Annotated in this window: 15 protein-coding genes; 9 read left to right on the top strand and 6 right to left on the bottom strand. The window is 73.8% G+C overall.

The window, feature by feature from the left end; all coding sequences use genetic code 11:
* Positions 1 to 4 precede the first annotated feature (4 nt).
* From ACIRPT_RS34745 to ACIRPT_RS34735, 3 genes are read right to left on the bottom strand one after another with little or no spacing between them, the layout of a single operon-like run.
* A complete protein-coding gene (locus tag ACIRPT_RS34745) occupies positions 5 to 697 on the bottom strand; it encodes a DedA family protein (protein ID WP_403834639.1) in 693 nt (230 codons plus the stop codon).
* The gene (locus tag ACIRPT_RS34740; protein ID WP_403834637.1) at positions 690 to 1583 is read right to left on the bottom strand and encodes a lysophospholipid acyltransferase family protein; all 894 of its coding nucleotides are present in this window, start codon (positions 1581 to 1583) and stop codon (positions 690 to 692) included. Before ACIRPT_RS34740 ends, ACIRPT_RS34745 begins: the two co-directional genes overlap by 8 nt.
* Positions 1580 to 2416, bottom strand: a complete 837-nt coding sequence (locus ACIRPT_RS34735; RefSeq protein WP_403834635.1) for a GNAT family N-acetyltransferase — start codon at positions 2414 to 2416, stop codon at positions 1580 to 1582. Before ACIRPT_RS34735 ends, ACIRPT_RS34740 begins: the two co-directional genes overlap by 4 nt.
* 132 nt (positions 2417 to 2548) lie before the next feature.
* Between ACIRPT_RS34735 and ACIRPT_RS34730 the strand changes: the two genes are divergently transcribed.
* The 9 genes from ACIRPT_RS34730 (at position 2549) to ACIRPT_RS34690 (ending at position 14012) form a co-directional block, all read left to right on the top strand.
* The gene (locus ACIRPT_RS34730) at positions 2549 to 3850 is read left to right on the top strand and encodes a sensor histidine kinase (protein ID WP_403834633.1); all 1302 of its coding nucleotides are present in this window, start codon (positions 2549 to 2551) and stop codon (positions 3848 to 3850) included.
* The gene (locus tag ACIRPT_RS34725) at positions 3841 to 4488 is read left to right on the top strand and encodes a LuxR C-terminal-related transcriptional regulator (protein ID WP_403834631.1); all 648 of its coding nucleotides are present in this window, start codon (positions 3841 to 3843) and stop codon (positions 4486 to 4488) included. The genes ACIRPT_RS34730 and ACIRPT_RS34725 overlap by 10 nt, the downstream gene beginning before the upstream one ends.
* Positions 4489 to 4575: 87 nt before the next feature.
* A complete protein-coding gene (locus tag ACIRPT_RS34720; protein WP_403834629.1) occupies positions 4576 to 7704 on the top strand; it encodes an alpha-N-acetylglucosaminidase in 3129 nt (1042 codons plus the stop codon).
* Positions 7705 to 7786: 82 nt separating this feature from the next.
* Positions 7787 to 8017: a DUF397 domain-containing protein gene (locus ACIRPT_RS34715; protein ID WP_403834627.1), complete on the top strand. Its 231-nt coding sequence runs from the start codon at positions 7787 to 7789 to the stop codon at positions 8015 to 8017.
* A gap of 76 nt (positions 8018 to 8093) precedes the next feature.
* Positions 8094 to 10064: a hypothetical protein gene (locus tag ACIRPT_RS34710; protein ID WP_403834625.1), complete on the top strand. Its 1971-nt coding sequence runs from the start codon at positions 8094 to 8096 to the stop codon at positions 10062 to 10064.
* Between the two features lie 126 nt (positions 10065 to 10190).
* Positions 10191 to 11105 carry a metal-dependent hydrolase gene (locus ACIRPT_RS34705; RefSeq protein ID WP_403834622.1) on the top strand — a complete coding sequence of 305 codons (915 nt, stop codon included), beginning with the start codon at positions 10191 to 10193 and terminating at the stop codon, positions 11103 to 11105.
* 2 nt (positions 11106 to 11107) lie between these two features.
* The gene (locus ACIRPT_RS34700; RefSeq protein WP_403834619.1) at positions 11108 to 12217 is read left to right on the top strand and encodes a PDR/VanB family oxidoreductase; all 1110 of its coding nucleotides are present in this window, start codon (positions 11108 to 11110) and stop codon (positions 12215 to 12217) included.
* Positions 12218 to 12289: 72 nt separating this feature from the next.
* Positions 12290 to 13000 (top strand): TetR/AcrR family transcriptional regulator, encoded by a 711-nt coding sequence (locus tag ACIRPT_RS34695; protein WP_403834617.1) that lies wholly within the window; start codon positions 12290 to 12292, stop codon positions 12998 to 13000.
* 445 nt (positions 13001 to 13445) lie between these two features.
* Positions 13446 to 14012, top strand: a complete 567-nt coding sequence (locus tag ACIRPT_RS34690; RefSeq protein ID WP_403834614.1) for a GNAT family N-acetyltransferase — start codon at positions 13446 to 13448, stop codon at positions 14010 to 14012.
* On the opposite strand, the gene ACIRPT_RS34685 is transcribed toward ACIRPT_RS34690, so the two are convergent.
* The 3 genes from ACIRPT_RS34685 to ACIRPT_RS34675 all read right to left on the bottom strand — a co-directional run bounded on the left by ACIRPT_RS34685 (position 13973) and on the right by ACIRPT_RS34675 (position 19320).
* Positions 13973 to 15091 (bottom strand): hypothetical protein, encoded by a 1119-nt coding sequence (locus tag ACIRPT_RS34685; RefSeq protein WP_403834612.1) that lies wholly within the window; start codon positions 15089 to 15091, stop codon positions 13973 to 13975. The genes ACIRPT_RS34690 and ACIRPT_RS34685 overlap by 40 nt on opposite strands.
* Positions 15092 to 15139: 48 nt before the next feature.
* Positions 15140 to 17842 (bottom strand): pullulanase-type alpha-1,6-glucosidase, encoded by a 2703-nt coding sequence (gene pulA, locus ACIRPT_RS34680; protein ID WP_403834610.1) that lies wholly within the window; start codon positions 17840 to 17842, stop codon positions 15140 to 15142.
* A gap of 530 nt (positions 17843 to 18372) precedes the next feature.
* On the bottom strand, positions 18373 to 19320 hold the full coding sequence (locus ACIRPT_RS34675; protein WP_403834607.1) for a TetR/AcrR family transcriptional regulator C-terminal domain-containing protein: 948 nt from the start codon (positions 19318 to 19320) through the stop codon (positions 18373 to 18375).
* Positions 19321 to 19344: the final 24 nt, after the last annotated feature.

Here is a 19344-nt window from a genome sequence, read left to right as displayed (position 1 = left end):
GGGGTCAGGCCCCGTCCCGCACTCCCCGGCACGGGCCCGGCCGGACGGAAGCGGCCCCGCCACCCACATCCACCGGACCGCCGGGGCCGCCCCGACGGCGCAGATACGCCACACACCCCGCCACCACCAGCCCCGCCCCCGAGGCCAGCAGCAGGCCCTTCACCGGGGAGTCGGTGAGCGCCGCGCCGCCGAGCCCCCCTAGGGCCGTACTGAACAGCGCCCAGAGGGCGGCGCCCAGCGCGTCCAGCAGGACGAAGCGGCGCAGCGGAAAGCGGACGCTGCCCGTGGACAGCGCGGCGACCACCCGCCCGCCGGGCAGGAAGCGGCCGGCGATGACGAGCGTGGCGGCGTGGCGCTCGACCGCCGTACGGGCCCGGGTGCGGCCGTTGTGCCGCGTCCGGGCCCGGCCGGGTGCGCCGCGCAGCAGCCAGGCGGTGGCGCGGGGCCCGGCGTAGCGGCCGACGGCGTAGCCGAGGCAGTCGCCCGCCAGCGCCCCGGCCGCCGCGACGGCGGCCAGCAGCGCGAGCAGCGGCGGATGCGGACCGATCAGCACGGCGACGAGCACGACGGTGGTTTCGCTCGGCATGAACGGCAGCAGCGCGTCGAGGCCGGACACCAGCAGGACGATCAGCCACAGCCAGGGCGAGTCCAGCATGCCCCGGAGCGGCTCGGTGAGCTGGTCCAGCTGGTCAAACATGGTGGCGGGCCGCCGGCTGGGGAACCGGTGGCGCGATGGGCACCCCGGGCGCGGCCTCCGCGGGCCCGGCCGGCGCCCGCCCGCCCAGGACGGCGCGCTCCGCCAGAGCGGCCAGCTCGCGCCGGTCGCGCCCCTGCCCCTCCAGCGCCGGATGCGCCGTGACCCGTATGGCCAGCGCGCGGGCCGCGAGGACCCGCCGCAGCGAGGCGACGAAGGTGTCCTCGCCGCAGAACGCGGCCACCGTGCTGGGACGGCCGCCCTGGGCGTAGTCGACCGTCACGGGGCGGACCGGGGCGCCCGCGTCGAGGGCGGCCTGGAAGGTGGCCCGCCGGAAGGCGCCCTGGCCCGCGGTGCACCAGGTGGTGGCCTGCGGGAAGACGGCGACCGAGCGGCCGGCGGCGAGGATGTCGGCCAATTCACCGACCGTGCACGTGAGTTGACGGGGGTTGGAGCGGTCGATGAAGTACGTACCGGCTCGGCGGGCGAGGCCGCCGACGACCGGCCAGGTGCCGACCTCGCGCTTGGCGAGCAGGGTGACCGGTTCGACGGCGAGCAGTGCGGGGATGTCGAGCCAGGAGATGTGGTTGACGACGACGAGGGTGCCGGGGCCGCCGGCGGGCACCGTGAAGCCGTCCGCCGCGCCCTCCCGCCGTATCCCGAGCGCCGCGATCAGCGCGCGGGCATGGGTGCGCAGCCGTACCGGATCGGCCGTCCGTCCGCCGTCCGTCAGCGCGCGCCGCACCGCCCGCGCGAACGCCGCGCTCCGCCGGGCGGCGTGGGTCACCGGGACCCTCGGCAGGGCGTGCGTGGCGCAGTCCGGGGTGCAGTCGGACCACACGTCCCAGGGGCCGGGCGCCGCGCCCTTGGTCACGGCATCGCCGGTCACCGCTCCCCCAGGAAGAAGCGGCGGTAGCGGTCGCCGAGGCGCTCCATGTCCAGGACGACGAAGAAGTCGGCGACGTCGAACTCGGGGTCGTGGGCGGGCGCGCCGCAGATGACGGCGCCGATGCGGAGATAGCCGCGGAGCAGCGGCGGGAGCTGGGCGACGCTGGGGCGGGCGGGGGCGGGGAGGGTGGTGTGCCAGGGGTGGTGGGGGGTGACCTGGAGCTCGGGCGGGGCGGCGTAGCGGGTGCGGCCCAGTTCCCGGGCGTGGGCGGCGGCGGTGCCCCCGTCGGTGAGCGGGACGGAGGCGCAGCCGGCGAGATAGCGGTGGCCGGAGAGCAGGGTGTAGCGGGCGAGGGCCGCCCACATCTGGTTGATCACCGCGCCGCCCCGATGGTCCGGGTGGACGCAGGAGCGGCCCGCCTCGATGAGGGAGGGGCGCAGCGGGGCCAGGGCGGTGAGGTCGAACTCGCCGTCGGAGTAGAGGCGCGGGCTGCGGCCGGGCGGCAGCAGCCGGTAGGTGCCGACCACTTCGCCGGTGGCGGTGTGGGTGACGACGAGGTGGTCGGCGAGGTCGTCGACGGCGTCGATGTCGTGACCGGCCAGCGGGGAGTGCAGGGTGGCGCCCATCTCCTCGGCGAAGACCTGGTGGCGCAGGCGCTGTGCGGCGCGGATCTGCTCCTGGGTGTCGGCGATCGCGGCGGTGTAGCCGGGGGCGGCGGCCGGGTCGGTGACGGGAGCGGCGCCCGGGGTGGGGCTCGGGGCGGGGCTCGAGGCGGGAGAGACGGGGGTGGTGGGTGTGGGGATGGCGGCGGACGCGGTCGATGCCGTGCGCATGGGAGCCCTCCTTGGGTGGTGGTGTGTGCACCACCGAAAAGGTGGTGCTTACCCCAATGACCTGGCCTTCTCTACGCGGCAAACTGTCCCCGTGCCCGACGGCCGGGCGCGTGAAGCCCAGGGAGCGTACGGATGAGGGTCCGCAGAACACTGGTCGCAGCGGCCCGGGGGCTGGGGCTGGCCCTGGTCGCCGAGGTGGGCTCGATCGTGCTGTTCGTGCTGACCGTGCTGTCCATGGCGCTGATGGTGATCGGGGTGGGGGTGCTGACGACCCCGGCCGCGGTGGCGTCGGCCCGGAGTTTCGCGCAGTGGCGCCGGGTGTGGGGGCATGAGGTCGCCGGGCTGGACATACCCGCGGCGTACCGCCCGTTTCCGCCGGGGCGGGCCCGGGGCCCGGTCGGCCGGGCGCGGCGCTGCGCGGTGCTGCTGCGGGACCCGGCGACCTGGCGCGAGCTGCTGTGGCTGCCGGTGGATGCGACGGCGGGGTTCGCGCTGGCGCTGCTGCCGCCGTCGTTGGTCGCGTACGGGGTGGCTTTCGTCCTGCTGCCGCTCTTCCAGTGGGTGACGGGGCTGGGCACCCAGGCGCTCGGGTTCGGTCCGCTGACCACCGACCACCCGGTGGTGCTGCTGGCGGCGCCGCCGCTCGGCATCGCCCTCCTGGCGCTCGCCGCATGGGGAAGTCCGGTGCTGCTACGGGCCCATTTCCGGCTGGCCGAGGTGTTCCTGACGCCGCCCCGGGCCGAGCTGGCGGCGCGGGTGGCGCGGCTGGCCGAGACCCGGCAGGAGGCGGTGAACGCCTCGGCGGCCGAGCTGCGGCGGATCGAGCGCGATCTGCACGACGGGGCGCAGGCCCGGCTGGTGGCGATGGGCATGAACCTGGGCGCGATCGAGGCGCTGGTGGAGAAGGACCCGGCGCGGGCCAAGGAGATGCTGGGCCGGGCCCGTCAGTCGTCGGCCGAGGCGCTGACCGAGCTGCGGGATCTGGTGCGCGGCATCCATCCTCCGGTGCTGGCCGAGCGCGGCCTGGGCGATGCCGTACGGGCGCTGGCGCTGCGGATGGAGCTGCCGGTCGAGGTGGCGGTGGCGCTGGAGCGGCGGGTCGGGGCGCCGCTGGAGTCGGCCGCGTACTTCGCGGTCAGCGAGGTGCTGACGAATGCCGTCAAGCACTCGGGCGCGGACCGCATACGGGTGGACATCGGCCACGCCGGCGGACGGCTGCGCATCGCGGTCGCCGACAACGGCCGGGGCGGCGCGGCACCGGCCTCGGGTGACGGTGCGTCGCAAGGATCCGGGCTGCGCGGGGTCGAACGCCGGCTCGCTACCTTCGACGGCGTCCTCACCGTCAGCTCCCCGGCCGGCGGCCCGACCCTGGTGACAATGGAGATTCCGTGCGAGATGCCGGGCGCGATACCGAGCGAGACCCCGTGCGCGTAGTGCTGGCCGAAGACCTCTTCCTGCTGCGCGACGGGCTGACCCGGATGCTGGAGGCGTACGGCTTCGACATCGTCGCCGCGGTGGAGAGCGGACCCGAGCTGGCGCGGGCGCTGGCGGAGCGGGAGCCGGATGTGGCGGTCGTCGATGTCCGGCTGCCGCCCTCGTTCACGGACGAGGGGCTGCAGTGCGCGCTGGCGGCCCGGCGTGCCCGGCCCGGTCTGCCCGTGCTGGTGCTCTCGCAGCATGTGGAGCAGCTCTACGCCCGGGAGCTGCTGGCCGACGGCAGCGGCGGGGTGGGCTATCTGCTCAAGGACCGGGTCTTCGACGCCGAGCAGTTCATCGACGCGGTGCGCCGGGTGGCGGCCGGCGGTACGGCGATGGATCCGCAGGTCATCGCGCAGCTGCTGGCGCGGCGTTCGCGGGACCGGCCGATGGGGCGGCTGACGCCGCGCGAGGTGGAGGTGATGGAGCTGATGGCGCAGGGCCGGTCCAATGCGGCCATCGCGGGCCGGCTGGTCATCACGGAGCGGGCGGTGGCCAAGCACACCTCCAACATCTTCGGGAAGCTGGATCTGCCCCCTTCGGACGACGACAACCGGCGCGTGCTGGCCGTCCTGGCCTACTTGGACCGCGGCTGACCGACCGTTAGCGTGCCCCACGCACGGGTCCGTTGTTACTGCCGAGCAGTGGGGGCACACGTGAGCCAACCGTCACGACGCGCACTGTTGGGAACCGCCGGAGCGATCGGCGCTCGGGCGGCGCTCGGGGCGGCGGCGCCCGCCGCGGCCGCCGGGCCCGCCCTGCCACGGCCGGAACGGGCGGCCGCGGACGGCACCGCCGCGGCGCGGGCGGCGCTGGAGCGGCTGCTGCCCGACCACGCCGACCAGTTCCGCCTCGTACGGCTCACGGCGGACGGCGGCGGTGCGGACGGGGACGGGGGCGAGGACCGCTTCCGGGTCGACGGCACCACGGGCCGGATCACGGTCGCCGGCACCGGCCCCGCCACGCTCCTGACCGGCGTGCACTGGTACCTCAAGTACACCTGCCGCGCCCACCTCTCCTGGGCCGGCGACCAGCCGGCCCTGCCCGCCCGGCTGCCCGCCCCCACCGCACCGCTCGAGCGCGCCACCTCTCTGCCGCACCGCTTCGCCCTCAACGACACCCACGACGGCTACACCGCCCCGTACGCCGACTGGGCGCGCTGGGAGCGTCTGATCGACGTCCTCGCGCTGCACGGCGTCAACGAGGTGCTGGTCACCCCGGGCGCCGAGGCCGTCTACCACCGCGTCCTGACCGAATTCGGCTACTCCGACACCGAGGCCCGCACCTGGCTTCCGGCGCCCTCGCACCAGCCGTGGTGGCTGCTGCAGAACATGAGCGCGTACGGCGGCCCCACCAGCCCCGAACTGATCACCAAACGCGCCGAGCTGGGCCGCCGGATCACCGCCCGGCTGCGCGCCCTGGGCATGCACCCCGTCCTGCCCGGCTACTTCGGCACCGTCCCGGACGGCTTCGCCGCCCGCAACCCCGGGGCCAGGACCGTCCCCCAGGGCACCTGGTCCGGCCTCAAACGCCCCGACTGGCTCGACCCGCGCACCGACGCCTTCGCCGAGGTCGCCGCCGCCTTCTACCGCCACCAGCACCAACTCCTCGGCCCCGCAGGGCACTTCAAGATGGATCTGCTGCACGAGGGCGGCGACCCGGGCGACGTACCGGTCGCGGACGCCGCCCGCGCCGTGGAGAAGGCGCTGCGCACCGCCCGCCCCGGCGCCACCTGGGTCATCCTCGGCTGGCAGGAGAATCCGCGGCGCGATCTGCTGGACGCCGTCGACCACGACCGGATGCTGATCGTGGACGGCCTCAGCGACCTCGACAAGGTCACCGACCGGGAGCGGGACTGGGGCGGGGTGCCGTACGCCTTCGGCTCCATCCCCAACTTCGGCGGCCGGACCACGATCGGCGCCAAGACCCATATGTGGGCGAAGCGCTTCACGGCATGGCGGGACAAGGAGGGCAGCCGGCTCGCCGGTACGGCCTATATGCCGGAGGCCGCCGAACGCGACCCCGCCGCCTTCGAGCTGTTCAGCGAGCTGGCCTGGCGCAAGAGCCCGGTGGACCGCACCGCGTGGTTCGAGCGGTACGCCGATCTGCGCTACGGCGCCCCCGACGACCACGCGCGTGCCGCGTTCGCCGCCCTGCGCACCGGCGCGTACGCGATCGACAGCGCGGACGGCCGCCCGCACGACTCGGTCTTCGCCGCCCGTCCGGACCTCGCCGCCCGCTCCGGCACCCGCTACGCCACCCACACCCCGGCCTTCGACCCGGCCGGCTTCGACGTCGCGTTCGCCGCGCTGCTGAAGGTCCGCCCACAGCTGCGTGAGGGCGACGCCTACCGCCACGATCTGACCGACGTCGCCCGGCAGGCCCTGGCCAACCGTTCCTGGCAGCTGATCGGGCAGCTCCAGGACGCCTACCGGCGCAAGGACCTGCCGACGTTCCGTGCGCTGGCGCGGCTGTGGCTGGAGCTGATGCGGCACAGCGAGGAGGTCACCGGCGCGCACCGGAACTTCCTGCTCGGGCCGTGGCTGGCCGACGCCAGGGCGATGGCGTCCGACGACGCGGAACGGGCCCGGCTGGAGCACAGCGCCCGCGCCCTGATCACCACCTGGGCGGACCGGGCCACCGCGGACGGCGGCGGGCTCGCCAACTACGCCAACCGCGACTGGCACGGCCTGATCGGCGATGTCCATCTCCCCCAGTGGCAGGCGTACTTGAACGAGCTGGAGGACGCGCTGGCGGCGGACCGGCCGCCGAGGTCCTTCGACTGGTACGCCATGGAGGAGCCCTGGACCCACCGGCGCAACGACTACCCGCTGCGCCCCACGGCCGACGCCCACCGCACCGCGCGCCGCGTCCACGACACCCTCGCCGCGGCCCCCTACCAGGGCACCGTCACCGTCACCGCCGACCCGGGCGCCATGCCACCGGGCGGCCGTGCCACCGTCACCGCCGCCCTGCGCAACGTCAACGGCCTGCGCGCCACCGGCCGCGTCGACTTCGCGCTCACCGGCCTCGAGGCCACCGCCGACGGCCCCCTCTCCCTGCCGTCCGTCCCGCCCGGCGGCACCGGCGGGGCACGCTGGCGGGTGACCGCCCCGGCCGGTCCGCCGGCCGATCCGCTGCGCCCGCTGCCCTACGACCTGACGGTCGAGTACGGGCCACGGGGCGAGCCCCGGGTCCGCGCGGTCCGGCACGGCACCCTCTTCGTGGCCGGTCCGCTGGACGACAACCTCCGGACTGTCACCTCCAACGCGGCGGTTTTCGGCCAGTTGGACGACCGCTTCGCGATCGACGGCGCGGGGGCCGATCTGTGGAAGGGGACGGCGGAATTCGGCGCCGTCTACCGGGCGGGCGCGCTCCGGGAGGGCGGATCGGTGACGGCGGAGGTGACGCGCCAGGACGACACCGGCCCCTGGGCCCGCGCGGGCATCATCGTCCGCAACCACCTCGCCGGCCCCTCCTCCCCCGGCTTCCTGAACCTCTCCGTGACGCCCGCCAACGGCGTCGTCCTCTCCTACGACGCCACCGGCGACGGCACCGTGGACACCTACCGGCGGCTCACCGGAATCGCCGCCCCGGTCCGGCTCCGCCTGGCCCGCGGGCCGGACCGGGGGGCCGCCGGCACCTACACCGGCGCCTGCTCCACCGACGGCGGGGAGACCTGGCGCGAGATCGCCACCGTCACGGTCCCCGGGGCCGCCGCCGCGCAGGACACCGGCCTGCACCAGTGCGCCGCCAACTCCGCTACGGGGGAGCGCGGAACGGCCGAATTCCGCCGCTGGCAGATGTCCTGACCGGCCGCCTGCGCTCCACTGGAAGGGGCGATCGGCCACCCCGTACGCTGGCCGGATCTGATCACGAGCGAGGGGAATCGGTATGGGCACCGCAGCGGACAAGGAGTGGCTCTACGGCCTCGACATCTCGGGCGCCGTCTGGCAGCGCCCGGCCGGCAACGGCGCCGAGGAGGCGGTGGAGATCGCGTTCCTGGAGCGCGGCGCGGTGGCCATGCGCAATTCCACCGAGCCCGATGTCGTCCTCCGCTACACCGAGGCGGAGTGGCGGGCCTTTGTGCTCGGCGCGCGGGACGGCGAGTTCGACCTGCAGTAGAGCCGGCCGGGTCACCCGTGGGGGCGAGCGGGCGGCCCCCGGGTGACCATCACAGGATTCACTCGTTTCACCGAACGTGGAGCAGCAGCAAGCGACATCCCCGCGTCCGGGCCGCACTTCCGCCGATGACCTCGCCGACGCCGGCGAGGTCATCGGCGTCGAGCAGGCCGAGGCGGCGCTGGTCGAGCACTACCCCCGGCTGGTACGGCTGGCGTATCTCGTCCTGCCGCCCGGCACGGGCCGCGGCCGGCGGGTGCTGACCGCCCATGCGGTGGTGCAGCGCACCCTGCCGCGCCGGCGCACCGCCACCCGCGATCTCGCCCTGCCCGCCCCGCCCGCCCCGCGCTCCGGCGGCGACACGGCCGCCGATCCCGGTTACGCCTTCCTGCGTCAGCACGTGCTCAGGGCCGCGCTCGCCACCGGACGCGCCCGGTGGCGCCGCCCTCCCGTGCTCCCCCAGGTCTGGGGGCTGCGCCTCTTCCCGCGCTCCGGCGGCGCCGATGAACTCGCCCTGGACCAGGCGCTGTCGTCGCTGTCCGGGCCCGGCCGGGCCGCGTTCGTCCTGCGCGACCTGGAGGGGCTGACGGACCGTGCGGCGGCCTGCGTCCTGGAGGCATCGGGGGTGGCCGACGCCCGGGAGGCGCTGGACGAGGCCGAGGGCGCGGCGGTCCCGGCGGGCAGCCGGGACCGGTCGCTGCTGGAGTCGCCGGAGTTCGACCCGTGCGCCCTCCAGGCCCGCCCGACGGATCTCCTCCGTCGGCGGCAGCACGCCCGGGCGGCGCTGGCGGCGGGCGCGGCCGTGGTGGTGTGCGGGGCGCTGCTGGGGCTGCCGGGCGAGGGCTGGGGGCCGGACGGCGCCGCCGCTCCCCCGTATGCGCGCAACGCCGCGGCCGAGGCGGCCCTGGATCCCGGGAAGTTGACGGTGGCGCCCGCGCACGCCTGGGAGAGCGCGGCGCGCCAGGACTTCTCGGCGTGGCCCGCCCGCGGCGACCGGACCGACGACCGGGCGCTGCTGCGCCGGGCGCTGGCGGTGTGGGCCAGGCCCGGGGCCGAGGTGCGGCTCTCGGCCACACCGGGCACCCCGGCAGGCCCCGCGGCCGGGCCCCCGCAGCTGCTGTTCGCGGGCGTCGTCGACCACTCCGCCGTCGTGCTCTTCCATGACGGCCTGCGGGTGGTGCGGTACGCCGAGGCGGCGGACGGCGAGGGCCGGGGGGACGGCAGCGGCGCGGCGCTCGACTTCGCCCGTACGGACGGCGCGGACGCGGCGTCGGCGGGCGCCCTGGTGGTGGGCCGCACGGAGGGCAACGTCCGCTATCTGACGGCCCCTTGGGTGAAGTCCGTCCATCTGGTCGATCTGCTGGCGCCGGACGCCGCGGCGCAGCGGCTGGGTGTGGACGCGAGCGGCGTGACCGACCCCTCGCCGTCCCCCCGCCCCGACCAGAAGTGCGCCACCTGGCCCGCGCTGCGCATGGACGGCGGTCTGCTGACCGATCTGGGCGATCTGGCCCCGGCCCGGCTGACGTACGGCGCCCCGCGCAAACCGGGCGAGGTGAGCACCCCGAAGGCCCGGACGGCCTGGGCGCGCGGCGGCTGCACGCTGGCGGCGATGCGCGGGCAGGGCGTACGGAGCGTGAATTCCTGGGAGTTCGCGCGGCAGCCGCTGCCCGGGGGCGCGGGCGCCGCGGCGTGGGTGTGCACCAGGGCGGAGACCTGGCGCGGGGCGGGCAGCCGGACGCTGGCGCAGTTCCAGGCGCCCGCGCCGGGCGGTCGGCCGTATGCGCCCGGGGTGGTGGCGGCGAGCGTCGCGGGCGGTACGGCGTGCGGGCCGCGGGCGCCACGGGCGCTGGCCGGGGTCCTGTGGAAGGCGGGCGGGGGCCAGTGGTGGCTGCTGGCCGCGGGCAGCGGGAAGCTCGCGTCCATCACGGCCACCGGCGGGGTCCAGGGCCGGGCCGCCGGGCATCTGCTGACGGTGAAGGCGGGGGCCGGCGCCCAGGCACAGCTGACGGGGCGGCTGGCGGACGGCAAGCGGGTCGACGCGCTCCGCTGAGGCTGCCGGTCGCGGCGTCCGCGTTCCCGGCGTTCCCGACGTTCCCGCGCCGGAACGGGACCCCCGGCGCCGGAAAGGTGCGTCCGAGGGGTATCGGCATTCCTTACCCGCCAGTACATTGACGCCATGTCTAATACGGCCTCGCTGCGGCCCCAGCCGGTCGCGTCCGAGCACATCCCACTCAAGGCCCGCAACGTCGCCTTCGACTGGGCGGACACCCCCCTGCACTGGATACCCGGCGACCCCGCCAGCACCCACACCATCAACGTTCTGCACCTGCTTCTGCCGGCCGGCGAGCGATGGTTCGTCCACGTCTACAAGCAGGCGCTGCCGTACATCCGCGACCCTCAGCTGCGCGAGGACGTGATCGGGTTCATCGGCCAGGAGGCGATGCACTCCCAGGCGCACGACGATGTGCTGCCGCACCTCAAGGAGCAGGGCCTGGACCCGACCCCGTACACCGCGCAGGTCGACTGGCTTTTCGAGAAGCTGCTCGGGGACCGGACCCTGCCGCCGGGCCGGGCCCGTAAGTGGTGGCTGCTGGAACGGGTCGCCACCATCGCCGCGATCGAGCACTACACCGCCTTCCTGGGCGACTGGGTGCTCAACGCCGACGTGCTGGACGCCAAGGGCGCCGACCCGACCATGCTCGATCTGCTGCGCTGGCACGGCGCGGAGGAGGTCGAGCACCGGTCCGTCGCCTTCGACCTCTTCGTCCACCTGGACGGCGGCTACCGGCGGCGGGTGCGGACGTGGGCAACCGCATTCACCGCTCTGGTGTTTCTCTGGCAGAGAGGCACCCGCTTCTTCATGGAGAACGACCCCACCCTGATCAACGGAAAGGCCAGCTTCAGGGAGTTCTTCCGCGCCGGGCGGCAGGGCACGCTGCCGACCGCGGGGGCCATGGCCCGCTCCATCCCCCAGTACCTCAGCCGCACCTACCACCCGTCCCAGCACGGCAGCACCGCGCAGGCCGTCGCCTACCTCGCCGGCTCACCCGCCGCGACGGCGGCCGAGTCCCGTACCGCCGGAGGTGCCTGAGCATGCCCCACACGCCTCGTACAGCGCGTACGCCGCGTATCCGCACCGTCGTTGTGGTGGCCGCGGCGGCCCTGGTGGCCCGCCGGGCGCTGCGCCGCCGCATCAAGGCGTCGCCGCTGTGGCCGATGCCGGCGCTCGAGAACCCCGTCTCGGGAAGGGGACGCAAGGCCTCCGGGACGACGCGCCAACTGCTGGTCGCCGAGCGTACGGAGGAGGCCGAGGGAGTCGTACGGCTGCGCCTGGAGGGCGACGACCTGCCGGGCTGGGAGCCCGGGGCGCATATCGACCTGGTGCTGCCGTCGGGGACCGTGCGCCAGTACTCGCTGTGCGGGGAGCCCTCGACGCCCGGCTCGTACACCATCGCCACCCGGCTGATCGAGGACGGCCGGGGCGGCTCGCGCGAGGTGCACGAGCGGCTTCCCGAGGGCACGGCCGTCGAGGTCCGCGGCCCGCGCAACCGCTTCCGCCTGGACGAGTGCCACGCCTATGTCTTCATCGCGGGCGGCATCGGCATCACCCCGATCCTGCCGATGGTGCGGCAGGCGGAGCGGGAAGGGGTGCCGTGGCGGCTGCTGTACGGCGGACGGTCGCGGGCCTCGATGCCGTTCCTGACGGAGATCGAGAAGCTGGCGGGGGCCGGGGCGGACCGGGTGAGGGTGGTCGCCGAGGACGAGGACGGGCGGCCGGATCTGGCCGCTCTGCTCGCCGACGCGCCCCCGCACGCGGCCGTCTACTGCTGCGGCCCCGAGCCCCTGATGGACGCGGTCACCGCGCTGCTGCCCGAGGGACTCACCCTGCACACCGAGCGGTTCGCGCCCGCCTCCCCCGCCCCGTCCGGCGAGAACGCCCCGTTCGAGGTCGAATTGCGCCGTACCGGCCGTACGGTCACCGTGCCCGCAGACAGCAGCGCGCTGCGCGCCATCCGCGACCAGGCGCTGCCGGACCTGCCGTACTCCTGTGAACAGGGCTTCTGCGGCACCTGCCAACAGCGGGTGCTGTCCGGCGAGGTGGAGCACCGCGACAATCTGCTGACGGACGCCGAGCGCGACGACTCGCTGCTGATCTGCGTGTCGCGGGCCCGGGCGGGCGAGCGGCTCGTCCTGGATCTCTAGCCACTGCGGCTGATACCCGGCTTGCCAAGGCCGTGATTCCCCGGGTTGCCCCGGGTCGTTAGGGTGGTCCGCATGACGACCGGGGCGCGCCGCAGGATGGGCGTCGAGGAGCGGCGCGAGCAGCTCATCGGCGTCGCACTCGATCTTTTCAGCCACCGTTCTCCCGAGGACGTGTCGATCGACGAGATCGCCGAGGCGGCCGGGATATCGCGGCCCCTGGTCTACCACTACTTCCCGGGCAAGCAGCAGCTGTACGAGGCCGCGCTGCGGCGCGCCGCCGAGGAGCTGTCGGCCCGCTTCCTGGAACCGCACGAGGGCCCGCTGGGCGCCCGCCTCCTGCGCGTGATGGAGCGCTTCTTCGACTTCGTGGACGAGCACGGCCCCGGCTTCTCCGCGCTGATGCGGGGCGGCCCGGCGACCGGTGCGCAGAGCCGCACCGGCGCGCTGATCGACGGCGTACGGCAGGCCGCGTACGACCAGATCCTCGCCCATCTCGGCGTCCCCGACCCGCCGCCGCGGCTGGCGCTGGTGGTCCGCTCGTGGATCTCGCTCGCCGAGACCACCGCACTGCTGTGGCTGGACGGACGCCGCATTCCGCGCGCGGAGCTGGAACGTCAGCTGGTCCACGACTTCGCGGCGCTGGCGGCGGTGAGCGCCGCGCACGACGAGCGGATGGCGGCGGTCGTCCGCCGCATCCTGGCGGACGAGCCGCCGGACGGCATGTTCGCGGAGCTGGTGCGGCGGCTGGTGCGCTTGGCGCCTGGGCCCCACGTTGTCGGCTGAGCGGTCCGCCGGTTCGCTGCGCTTTGCCTGGGCCGATGTGTTCGGCTGTCCCGCCGTGGGGGTTTGCCGCCGTGGCGCCTGCGGCGGGCGTTGCCGCTTGCGCGGGGCTGTTCGGCTGCGGGACCGGACCTCCGGACTCCGTCCTGCGGCCCGCCCCCTCCCCGTTGGGAGTGGGAGAAAACCGTGGGGGCGTACGTAGACGGTCAGCCACACCTTGTGGATCCACCGTGGGAAACGGTCAACTCAACGCCCACCCCCACAAGACACCCCCCACCCACGGGAGGGGACGGACCGTAGCGGCGAAGCCGTGTAGGGCCGTCACCGCACCCGACAAACCCACGCCCGCCGCAGGCGCAACGGCGAACAACCGCAACGGCGCCGCAGACGACAACGTACGGCCCAGGCAAAGCGCAGCGAAAACGCAGCCAAAGGACACAATTGACCCATGGAAACGATCACTTACCGCCTCGCCGACGACGCGCACGACCTGCCCGTGCTGGTCGCCCTGTACGACGGTGCGGCCCGCTGGATGCAGGACAGCGGTATCGATCAGTGGAAGCCCGGCGGGAAGGACGCGGAGCATTTCCGGCGGCGGATAGCGGAGCGGGAGGGGGAGGTGTGGCTCGCGGAGGCGGGCGGGCGGGTCGTCGGCGGCTTCGAGCTGTGGTGGCAGGACGTACCGGCGTGGGGCGAACAGCCGCCGGTGGCCGGGTATGTGCACCGGCTGATGGTGGACCGGGGGCACGCGCCGGCCGGGACCGGGCGCGGGATGCTGGGGCACGCCGAGCGGCGGATCGTGGCGGCGGGGCGGGAGTGGAGCCGGCTGGACTGCATGACGAGCAACCCCCGGCTGCGCCCGTATTACGAGGGCGCGGGCTACACCGTCGTCGGGGAACAGCCGTTCAAGGAGGGGGCGGGCGGCAGCACGTACGCCGTCACCCTGCTGGAGAAGCGGCTGGTCCCCGAGGAGCGTCAGCGGCCGGCGGTGCGGGCACGCAGCGCCCTGCGGTAGTCGTCCACGGAGTCCGGGATATCTTCCAGGCGCTCGGCCAGGGCCCCGGGCTCGCGGTCTGCCACCAGGAGCCGCAGTGCGACGGAGGGAAAGACCTCCGTCTCGAAGCCGCTCGGGGTGTGGGAACGGATCGCGGGATCGTTGGCGAACAGGTCCGCCTCGTCGTCGGAGTGCTGGTACGTCCAGCGGCATGGCCACAGCCGCAGCGCGGTCTCTCCGATGTATCTGATCGCGCCCTCGGCGAACTCGTCCCCGGCCGCCGCCTTCAGCGCGTCCGGGCCGTCGAAGCGGTCCCACACCAGGCGTTCCAGCGCCGCGAGCGACTCCAGGGAGAAGTCGAAGGGGAAGCCGTCGGGCAGATGGGCCGTGCGCCAGCGGTCCAGTGCGGTGTCCATGGAGGCCAGCCACTCGTCGAGAAACCGGCGGGACTCCTCGCTCGCGTGCAGGCGGTCGTCCTCCAGGTACCACGCGGGCGTCCCGGGTTCCGCCGTGGGGAGGCCGTTGCGGACCACGTTGCCGAGCGAATCCGGCATCGGCAGGCCGAACTCCTTCAGGCCCGCGGCCTGCTCGGGCGTCAGCAGGAGCCACCAGGCATCAAGGGGATCCCCGTCCAGCTGGTGGAAGTTCCGTGGGTCGTCGCCGCCGGGTACGAGGTCGCCGATGGCGTCGGAGGCGGCCATCCAGTCCATGTAGCGCCTGAAGTCCTTGTCGTGCTCCGTGTGGTACCAGAGCGACCGGCCGTTGCGGCGGACGTGCAGGTATTCCTCGCCGTCCTCGTCCTCCACCAGCTCGATGTCATCGACCACCACCGAGCCGCCCGAGCACGCCGCCGCGTCGCGCAGCAGTGACTCGTACCCTTCGTCGACACCGCCCGACATCTTTTCGGGCATCGTGAAGCCGAGGCCGCATTCGCCGACGAGGAAGGTCAGCTGGTCGGCGTCCTCGAATTTCTCGTCCACGTCGAAGCCGAATCGGCCGGCCTCGGCCAGGCCCGCGTCGGCCTGTTCCTGGGTCGCTATGCCCAGCCGGACCAGGGTCTCCGCAAATTCACGGCAGGTGCGTCGTATTCCCTCGCTCATGAACGGCACCCTCACACATTCCGGCCGGCTCGGCTGGGCGATCGCTGATCAGCGGCCCGTGGGACCGGTGAACACGGCGACCGTGCGGGGCGGGACGGTGAAGGTTCCCGAACTCGGTTGATATGAGGCGGACTTGACCACAGGGTCGGAGCCGTGGGCCTGGCGGGGGTGGAGGGTGTACGGCGTGCCCGCGGTGGTGGGGAGCTGCTGGGTCTGGCGGTGTGGGGTGGCGTTGAAGATCACGACGAGGTGGCCGAGGTGCATGGTGATGACGCCCGGGGTCTCGTGCGTGCCGGAGAGGGGGAAGGAGAGGGCGGACTGGACGTCGGCGGTGGTGGGGAGGGCGAAGGCCGGTTCGGTGGCGTGGATCCGGAGGAGGTCGCGGTAGGCGGCGGAGGTGGCCGTCATCGTGCCGCAGTCGGGGCGGAGGGCCGGGTCGGCGAGGAGGGGCCGGGCGTAGGGCCACTTGTCCTTGTTGTCGGCGGCCGGGGGCAGGCCGCGGCCGAAGCCGTTGCCGGGTCCGGCATCGCCGGTGCAGTTCCAGTGAAGGGCGTTGAACCAGTCGCCGCTGTCGAAGGAGTTGCGGTCCAGGGACTTGGAGCGGAGCAGGTCGGTGCCCGCCTGGGAAAGGGCCGGGCCCTGGGAGAGGGCGGCGGTGGCGAGGGCGATGACCTGCATACGGCCGCGGTCGGCGGCCGGGGTGGCGGGGGGCAGTTTGTAGGCGAGGGCGTCGTAGAGGGTTTCGTTGTCGTGGGCGTCGGCGTAGGCGAGGGCGTCGCCGGGCGCGGCCGCGTATCCGGCGGGGGCACCGTTGTAGTCGACCTGGGAGCCCTTGACCCGGCGTCCGGTGGTGTCGGTGAAGGCGTAGTCGGCCAGGTTGCCGGTCAGGCCGAGCTTGATGAGGTCCTGGTAGTGGAGGAGGCGGGCGCGTTGGGCGGCGGCATCGCCATTGGACGGCGAGGAGTTGGGGTCGGTGAAGAGGCCGGAGGCGAAGCCCTGGACACGGGGGTCGGCGTCGAAGGGGCTTCCGCCGCGGACCGCGTCGCGGGCGCGGTCGCTGAAGGTGGCGATGCCGGTGCCCGCCATGTTGCGCTGCGTGGCCTGGACGAAGCGGGCGTCGCCCGCCGCCTCGCCGAAGTCCCAGCCCTCGCCGTAGAGGATGATCGCCTTGCCGTCCACGCCGTCGCGGGCCGGGGTCAGGGCGTCGAGGGCCTTGCGTACGGCCAGGATGTTGGCCTTGGGGTGGTGGCCCATGAGGTCGAAGCGGAAGCCGTCGATCTTGTACCGCTTGGCCCAGGTGACGACGGAGTCGACGACGAGCTTGCCCATCATGGTGTGCTCGGGCGCGGTGCCGGAGCAGCAGGTGGAGGTGGCGACGCTGCCGTCGTCCAGGAGGCGGTGGTAGTAGCCCGGGACGATGCGGTCGAGGACCGACTTCGGGTCCTGGCCACTGGCCGCGGTGTGGTTGTAGACGACGTCCATGACGGTGCGCAGGCCGGCCCCGTTCAGGCCCTGCACCATGCGGCGGAATTCGAGGGTGCGGCGGGGTCCGCTCTTTGCCGAGCTTCCGGAAGCGGAGCCGGGGTCGGAGGCGTAGGAGCCTTCGGGGACGGTGTAGTGGAGGGGGTCGTAGCCCCAGTTGTAGGCGTCGTGGGCGGCCGTCTTGCCGACGCATTCCTGTTGCCGGTCGGAGTCGGCGGGCAGGGTGGTGAGGTTGCAGTCGGGTTGTTGCTGGTCGGCGCGGCGCTCGGGGATGGTGGCGCCGTCGAAAGCCGGCAGCAAGTGAACGTAAGACGTTCCAGCCGCTGCAAGGGATTTCAGGTGGCGCATGCCGTCCGAGCGGGTGTCGGTGAAGGCGAGGTACTGGCCGGGGTGGTGGCTGGTGCGGTCCTCGACCGAGAAGTCGCGGATGTGCAGTTCCTGGATGCGGGCCCTGCGCAAGGGGACCGCAACGGGTTTCTTCAGCTGCGCCCAGCCCTTGGGGGCGAGTCGGGGGTCTGCAAGGTCCACCACAAGACTGCGGGCCGAGTCGGCGGTCAGCGCGGTGGAGTAGGGGTCGGTGACCTTGTTGGTGACCGTCTTGCCGACGCTCGGCGCCCAGACGCGGACGACATACCGGTACGGCTTGCCGGTCCAGGCCTGAGAGCCCTGCGCACGCCAGACGCCGGTGGCGTCGTCGCGGTGCATCGGGACGGTACGGCCGTCCAGTTCGAGCGCCACGGTACGGGCCGTGGGCGCCCAGACGGAGAGGGTGGGGCGGTGGCGGCTGTCGAACGTCGGTCCCAGGGCGGCATGTTGGGCGTGCTGGGCGTACAGGTCGTCCAGCACGCCGGGTATCTGGACGCCGGTGGTGGCGGGCGCCGCGTCCGACGCGCGTTGCTGGGTGGCGATCAGCCGGTTGCGCAAGGCGTTGCGGGCGAGGCCGCGGTCACGCGGGTCGACAGTGAAGGCCGGAAAGTCTTTCAAGTGGGGGTAGGCGGCCCGCTCGGCGGGGGTGAGGGCGCCGGGCGTCAGACGGATGCGGTGCGCCGGTGCCCCCGGTTGACCGAACTCCAGCTGTGCCGGGACGTGTTCGGCGCCCTTCCAGACAACCGTGTTGCGGTCGATCCACTGGGCCTCGGCCTTGGCCGGGCCGGGTGGGGCCGCTTGCGCCTGTTGCTGCGGGGGCGTGACGAGCAGGGCCGCCGCGCCGAGGGCGAGGGCGGCGGCCAGGCGCTTGCGAGGCCAGTACCGGCGTTCCGTGGAGGGCATGGGTCTTGGTTCTAGCCGTGTTGATTGATGACTGCAAGACCTTACGCAAGATATTGCAAGGGTGTTAAGTTCCTGCGGTAGCCGGTCCGGCCGGCCGGAGGCCCGTAACCCGGGCCCTACGCGCCCGGCCGGCCGGACCGGCGTCCAAGGAGCGGTTCAGCGGCGATCGCGGCGGCGCGCCCGGCGCTCGGTATTGGGCCCCGCAAGGGTGGCCCTAGGTCGTGTCCGCAAGCTCCCGTTGTTGCCCGTAGGGCGGGCTCGCGGCGTCTGGTGCACTGCACTCGCTTCGCTCGCTCCGTCTCGGCTCTTCGATGCGATCCCCGGATGCCGAGCTGCATCGCAAGGCGCAGGTGCGCCCGCAATGGGGGTCCCCCCGCGCCCTTAAGGCGTGGGGGAGGTTCTCTGCGGGTGCGCCGACAACGCCGCGAGGGGTGCCCCCAGCGTTAGCTGGGGGAGTGTCGTGCCTGGGGACACCTCCCAGCGTTAGCTGGGGGAGCGTCGCGAGCCAAGCGGGAGTTAGCGGACACGACCTAGCCTTCAACGAGGGGGCTCAGCCCGTCCAGGAGCGCCTTGAGGCCGAGTTCGAAGAGTGCGTCGAGGGCCAGGTCGTAGCCGTCGTCAAAGGCCCCCACGGCCTTGGCGAAGGTCGGGAAGCGGCCGGATTCCACCAACGCCTGGAGGGCGGGGGCGCGGCCGGCCATCCACTGGTCCTCCGACTGGCCTGTGGTGGCCTCGGCCTGCGCCTCCCACTCCAGATGCACGGCCAGGCCCTGGACGTGACTGTAGAGCAGCACATGGACGTCGAACAGCGTGGTGGGATCGAGGCCGTGACCGTCGAGTGCGCCCAGCATCCATTCGGCGTGGACCATCAGATTGGGGACGAGCAACGGGCGGGTGAGGGAGCCGAGTTGGGCCAGCCACGGATGCCTGCGGTACAGCGACCACAGGGTCCGGCCGCCCAGCTCGATGCGGGCGCGCCACCCTTCCGGAGCGTCCGCGGGGTAGGACTCCTCGCCGAATGCGGCGTCAGCCATGAGCAGCACGAGGTCGTCCTTGCTGGGGACGTACCGGTAGGGCGACATGGCCGCGACGCCGAGCCGGGCCGCGATGCCGCGCATGGAGAGCGCCGAGAGCCCTTCGGCATCGGCGATGTCGATGGCGGCGCGGACGATCCGGTCCAGGGTCAGCTCGCCCTCGAAGACCGGCCCGGATGACTGCCGTCTGCGGGGCGAGGGCGCCGGAGCGGTTGCGGCCACGACCGTGCCGGTGCGGGGCCGGGTCTCGACGAGTCCCTCCGAGCGCAAGGCGGTCAGGGCCTTGGCGGCGGTGGCCAGCGCGACGCCCCATTCCCTGGCGACCTGACGGGTCGAGGGGACCGCGTCCCCGGGTGCGAGCTCGCCGTCCGTGATGCGCCGGCGGATCTCGCCTGCGATGCGCAGATAGGGCGGCTCGCGATGCGCCCCTGTGGGATCCGTCACGTCTCCTGATCCTCTCCTTCTGTA

The sequence above is a fragment of the Streptomyces sp. NPDC101227 genome (genome assembly GCF_044767545.1).
Lineage (GTDB): Bacteria > Actinomycetota > Actinomycetes > Streptomycetales > Streptomycetaceae > Streptomyces.
The sequence above is the reverse complement of the archived record's forward strand: the minus strand, read 5'-3'. Positions and strand labels throughout refer to the sequence as shown.

What these genes read in the sequence shown, in the direction of transcription:
- ACIRPT_RS34745 (WP_403834639.1), bottom strand. Translation starts at nt 697, where the DNA reads ATGTTTGACCAGCTGGACCAGCTCACCGAGCCGCTCCGGGGCATGCTG.
- ACIRPT_RS34735 (WP_403834635.1), bottom strand. Translation starts at nt 2,416, where the DNA reads ATGCGCACGGCATCGACCGCGTCCGCCGCCATCCCCACACCCACCACC.
- ACIRPT_RS34730 (WP_403834633.1), top strand. Translation starts at nt 2,549, where the DNA reads ATGAGGGTCCGCAGAACACTGGTCGCAGCGGCCCGGGGGCTGGGGCTG.
- ACIRPT_RS34715 (WP_403834627.1), top strand. Translation starts at nt 7,787, where the DNA reads ATGGGCACCGCAGCGGACAAGGAGTGGCTCTACGGCCTCGACATCTCG.
- ACIRPT_RS34705 (WP_403834622.1), top strand. Translation starts at nt 10,191, where the DNA reads ATGTCTAATACGGCCTCGCTGCGGCCCCAGCCGGTCGCGTCCGAGCAC.
- ACIRPT_RS34700 (WP_403834619.1), top strand. Translation starts at nt 11,108, where the DNA reads ATGCCCCACACGCCTCGTACAGCGCGTACGCCGCGTATCCGCACCGTC.
- ACIRPT_RS34695 (WP_403834617.1), top strand. Translation starts at nt 12,290, where the DNA reads ATGACGACCGGGGCGCGCCGCAGGATGGGCGTCGAGGAGCGGCGCGAG.
- ACIRPT_RS34690 (WP_403834614.1), top strand. Translation starts at nt 13,446, where the DNA reads ATGGAAACGATCACTTACCGCCTCGCCGACGACGCGCACGACCTGCCC.
- ACIRPT_RS34685 (WP_403834612.1), bottom strand. Translation starts at nt 15,091, where the DNA reads ATGAGCGAGGGAATACGACGCACCTGCCGTGAATTTGCGGAGACCCTG.
- pulA (WP_403834610.1), bottom strand. Translation starts at nt 17,842, where the DNA reads ATGCCCTCCACGGAACGCCGGTACTGGCCTCGCAAGCGCCTGGCCGCC.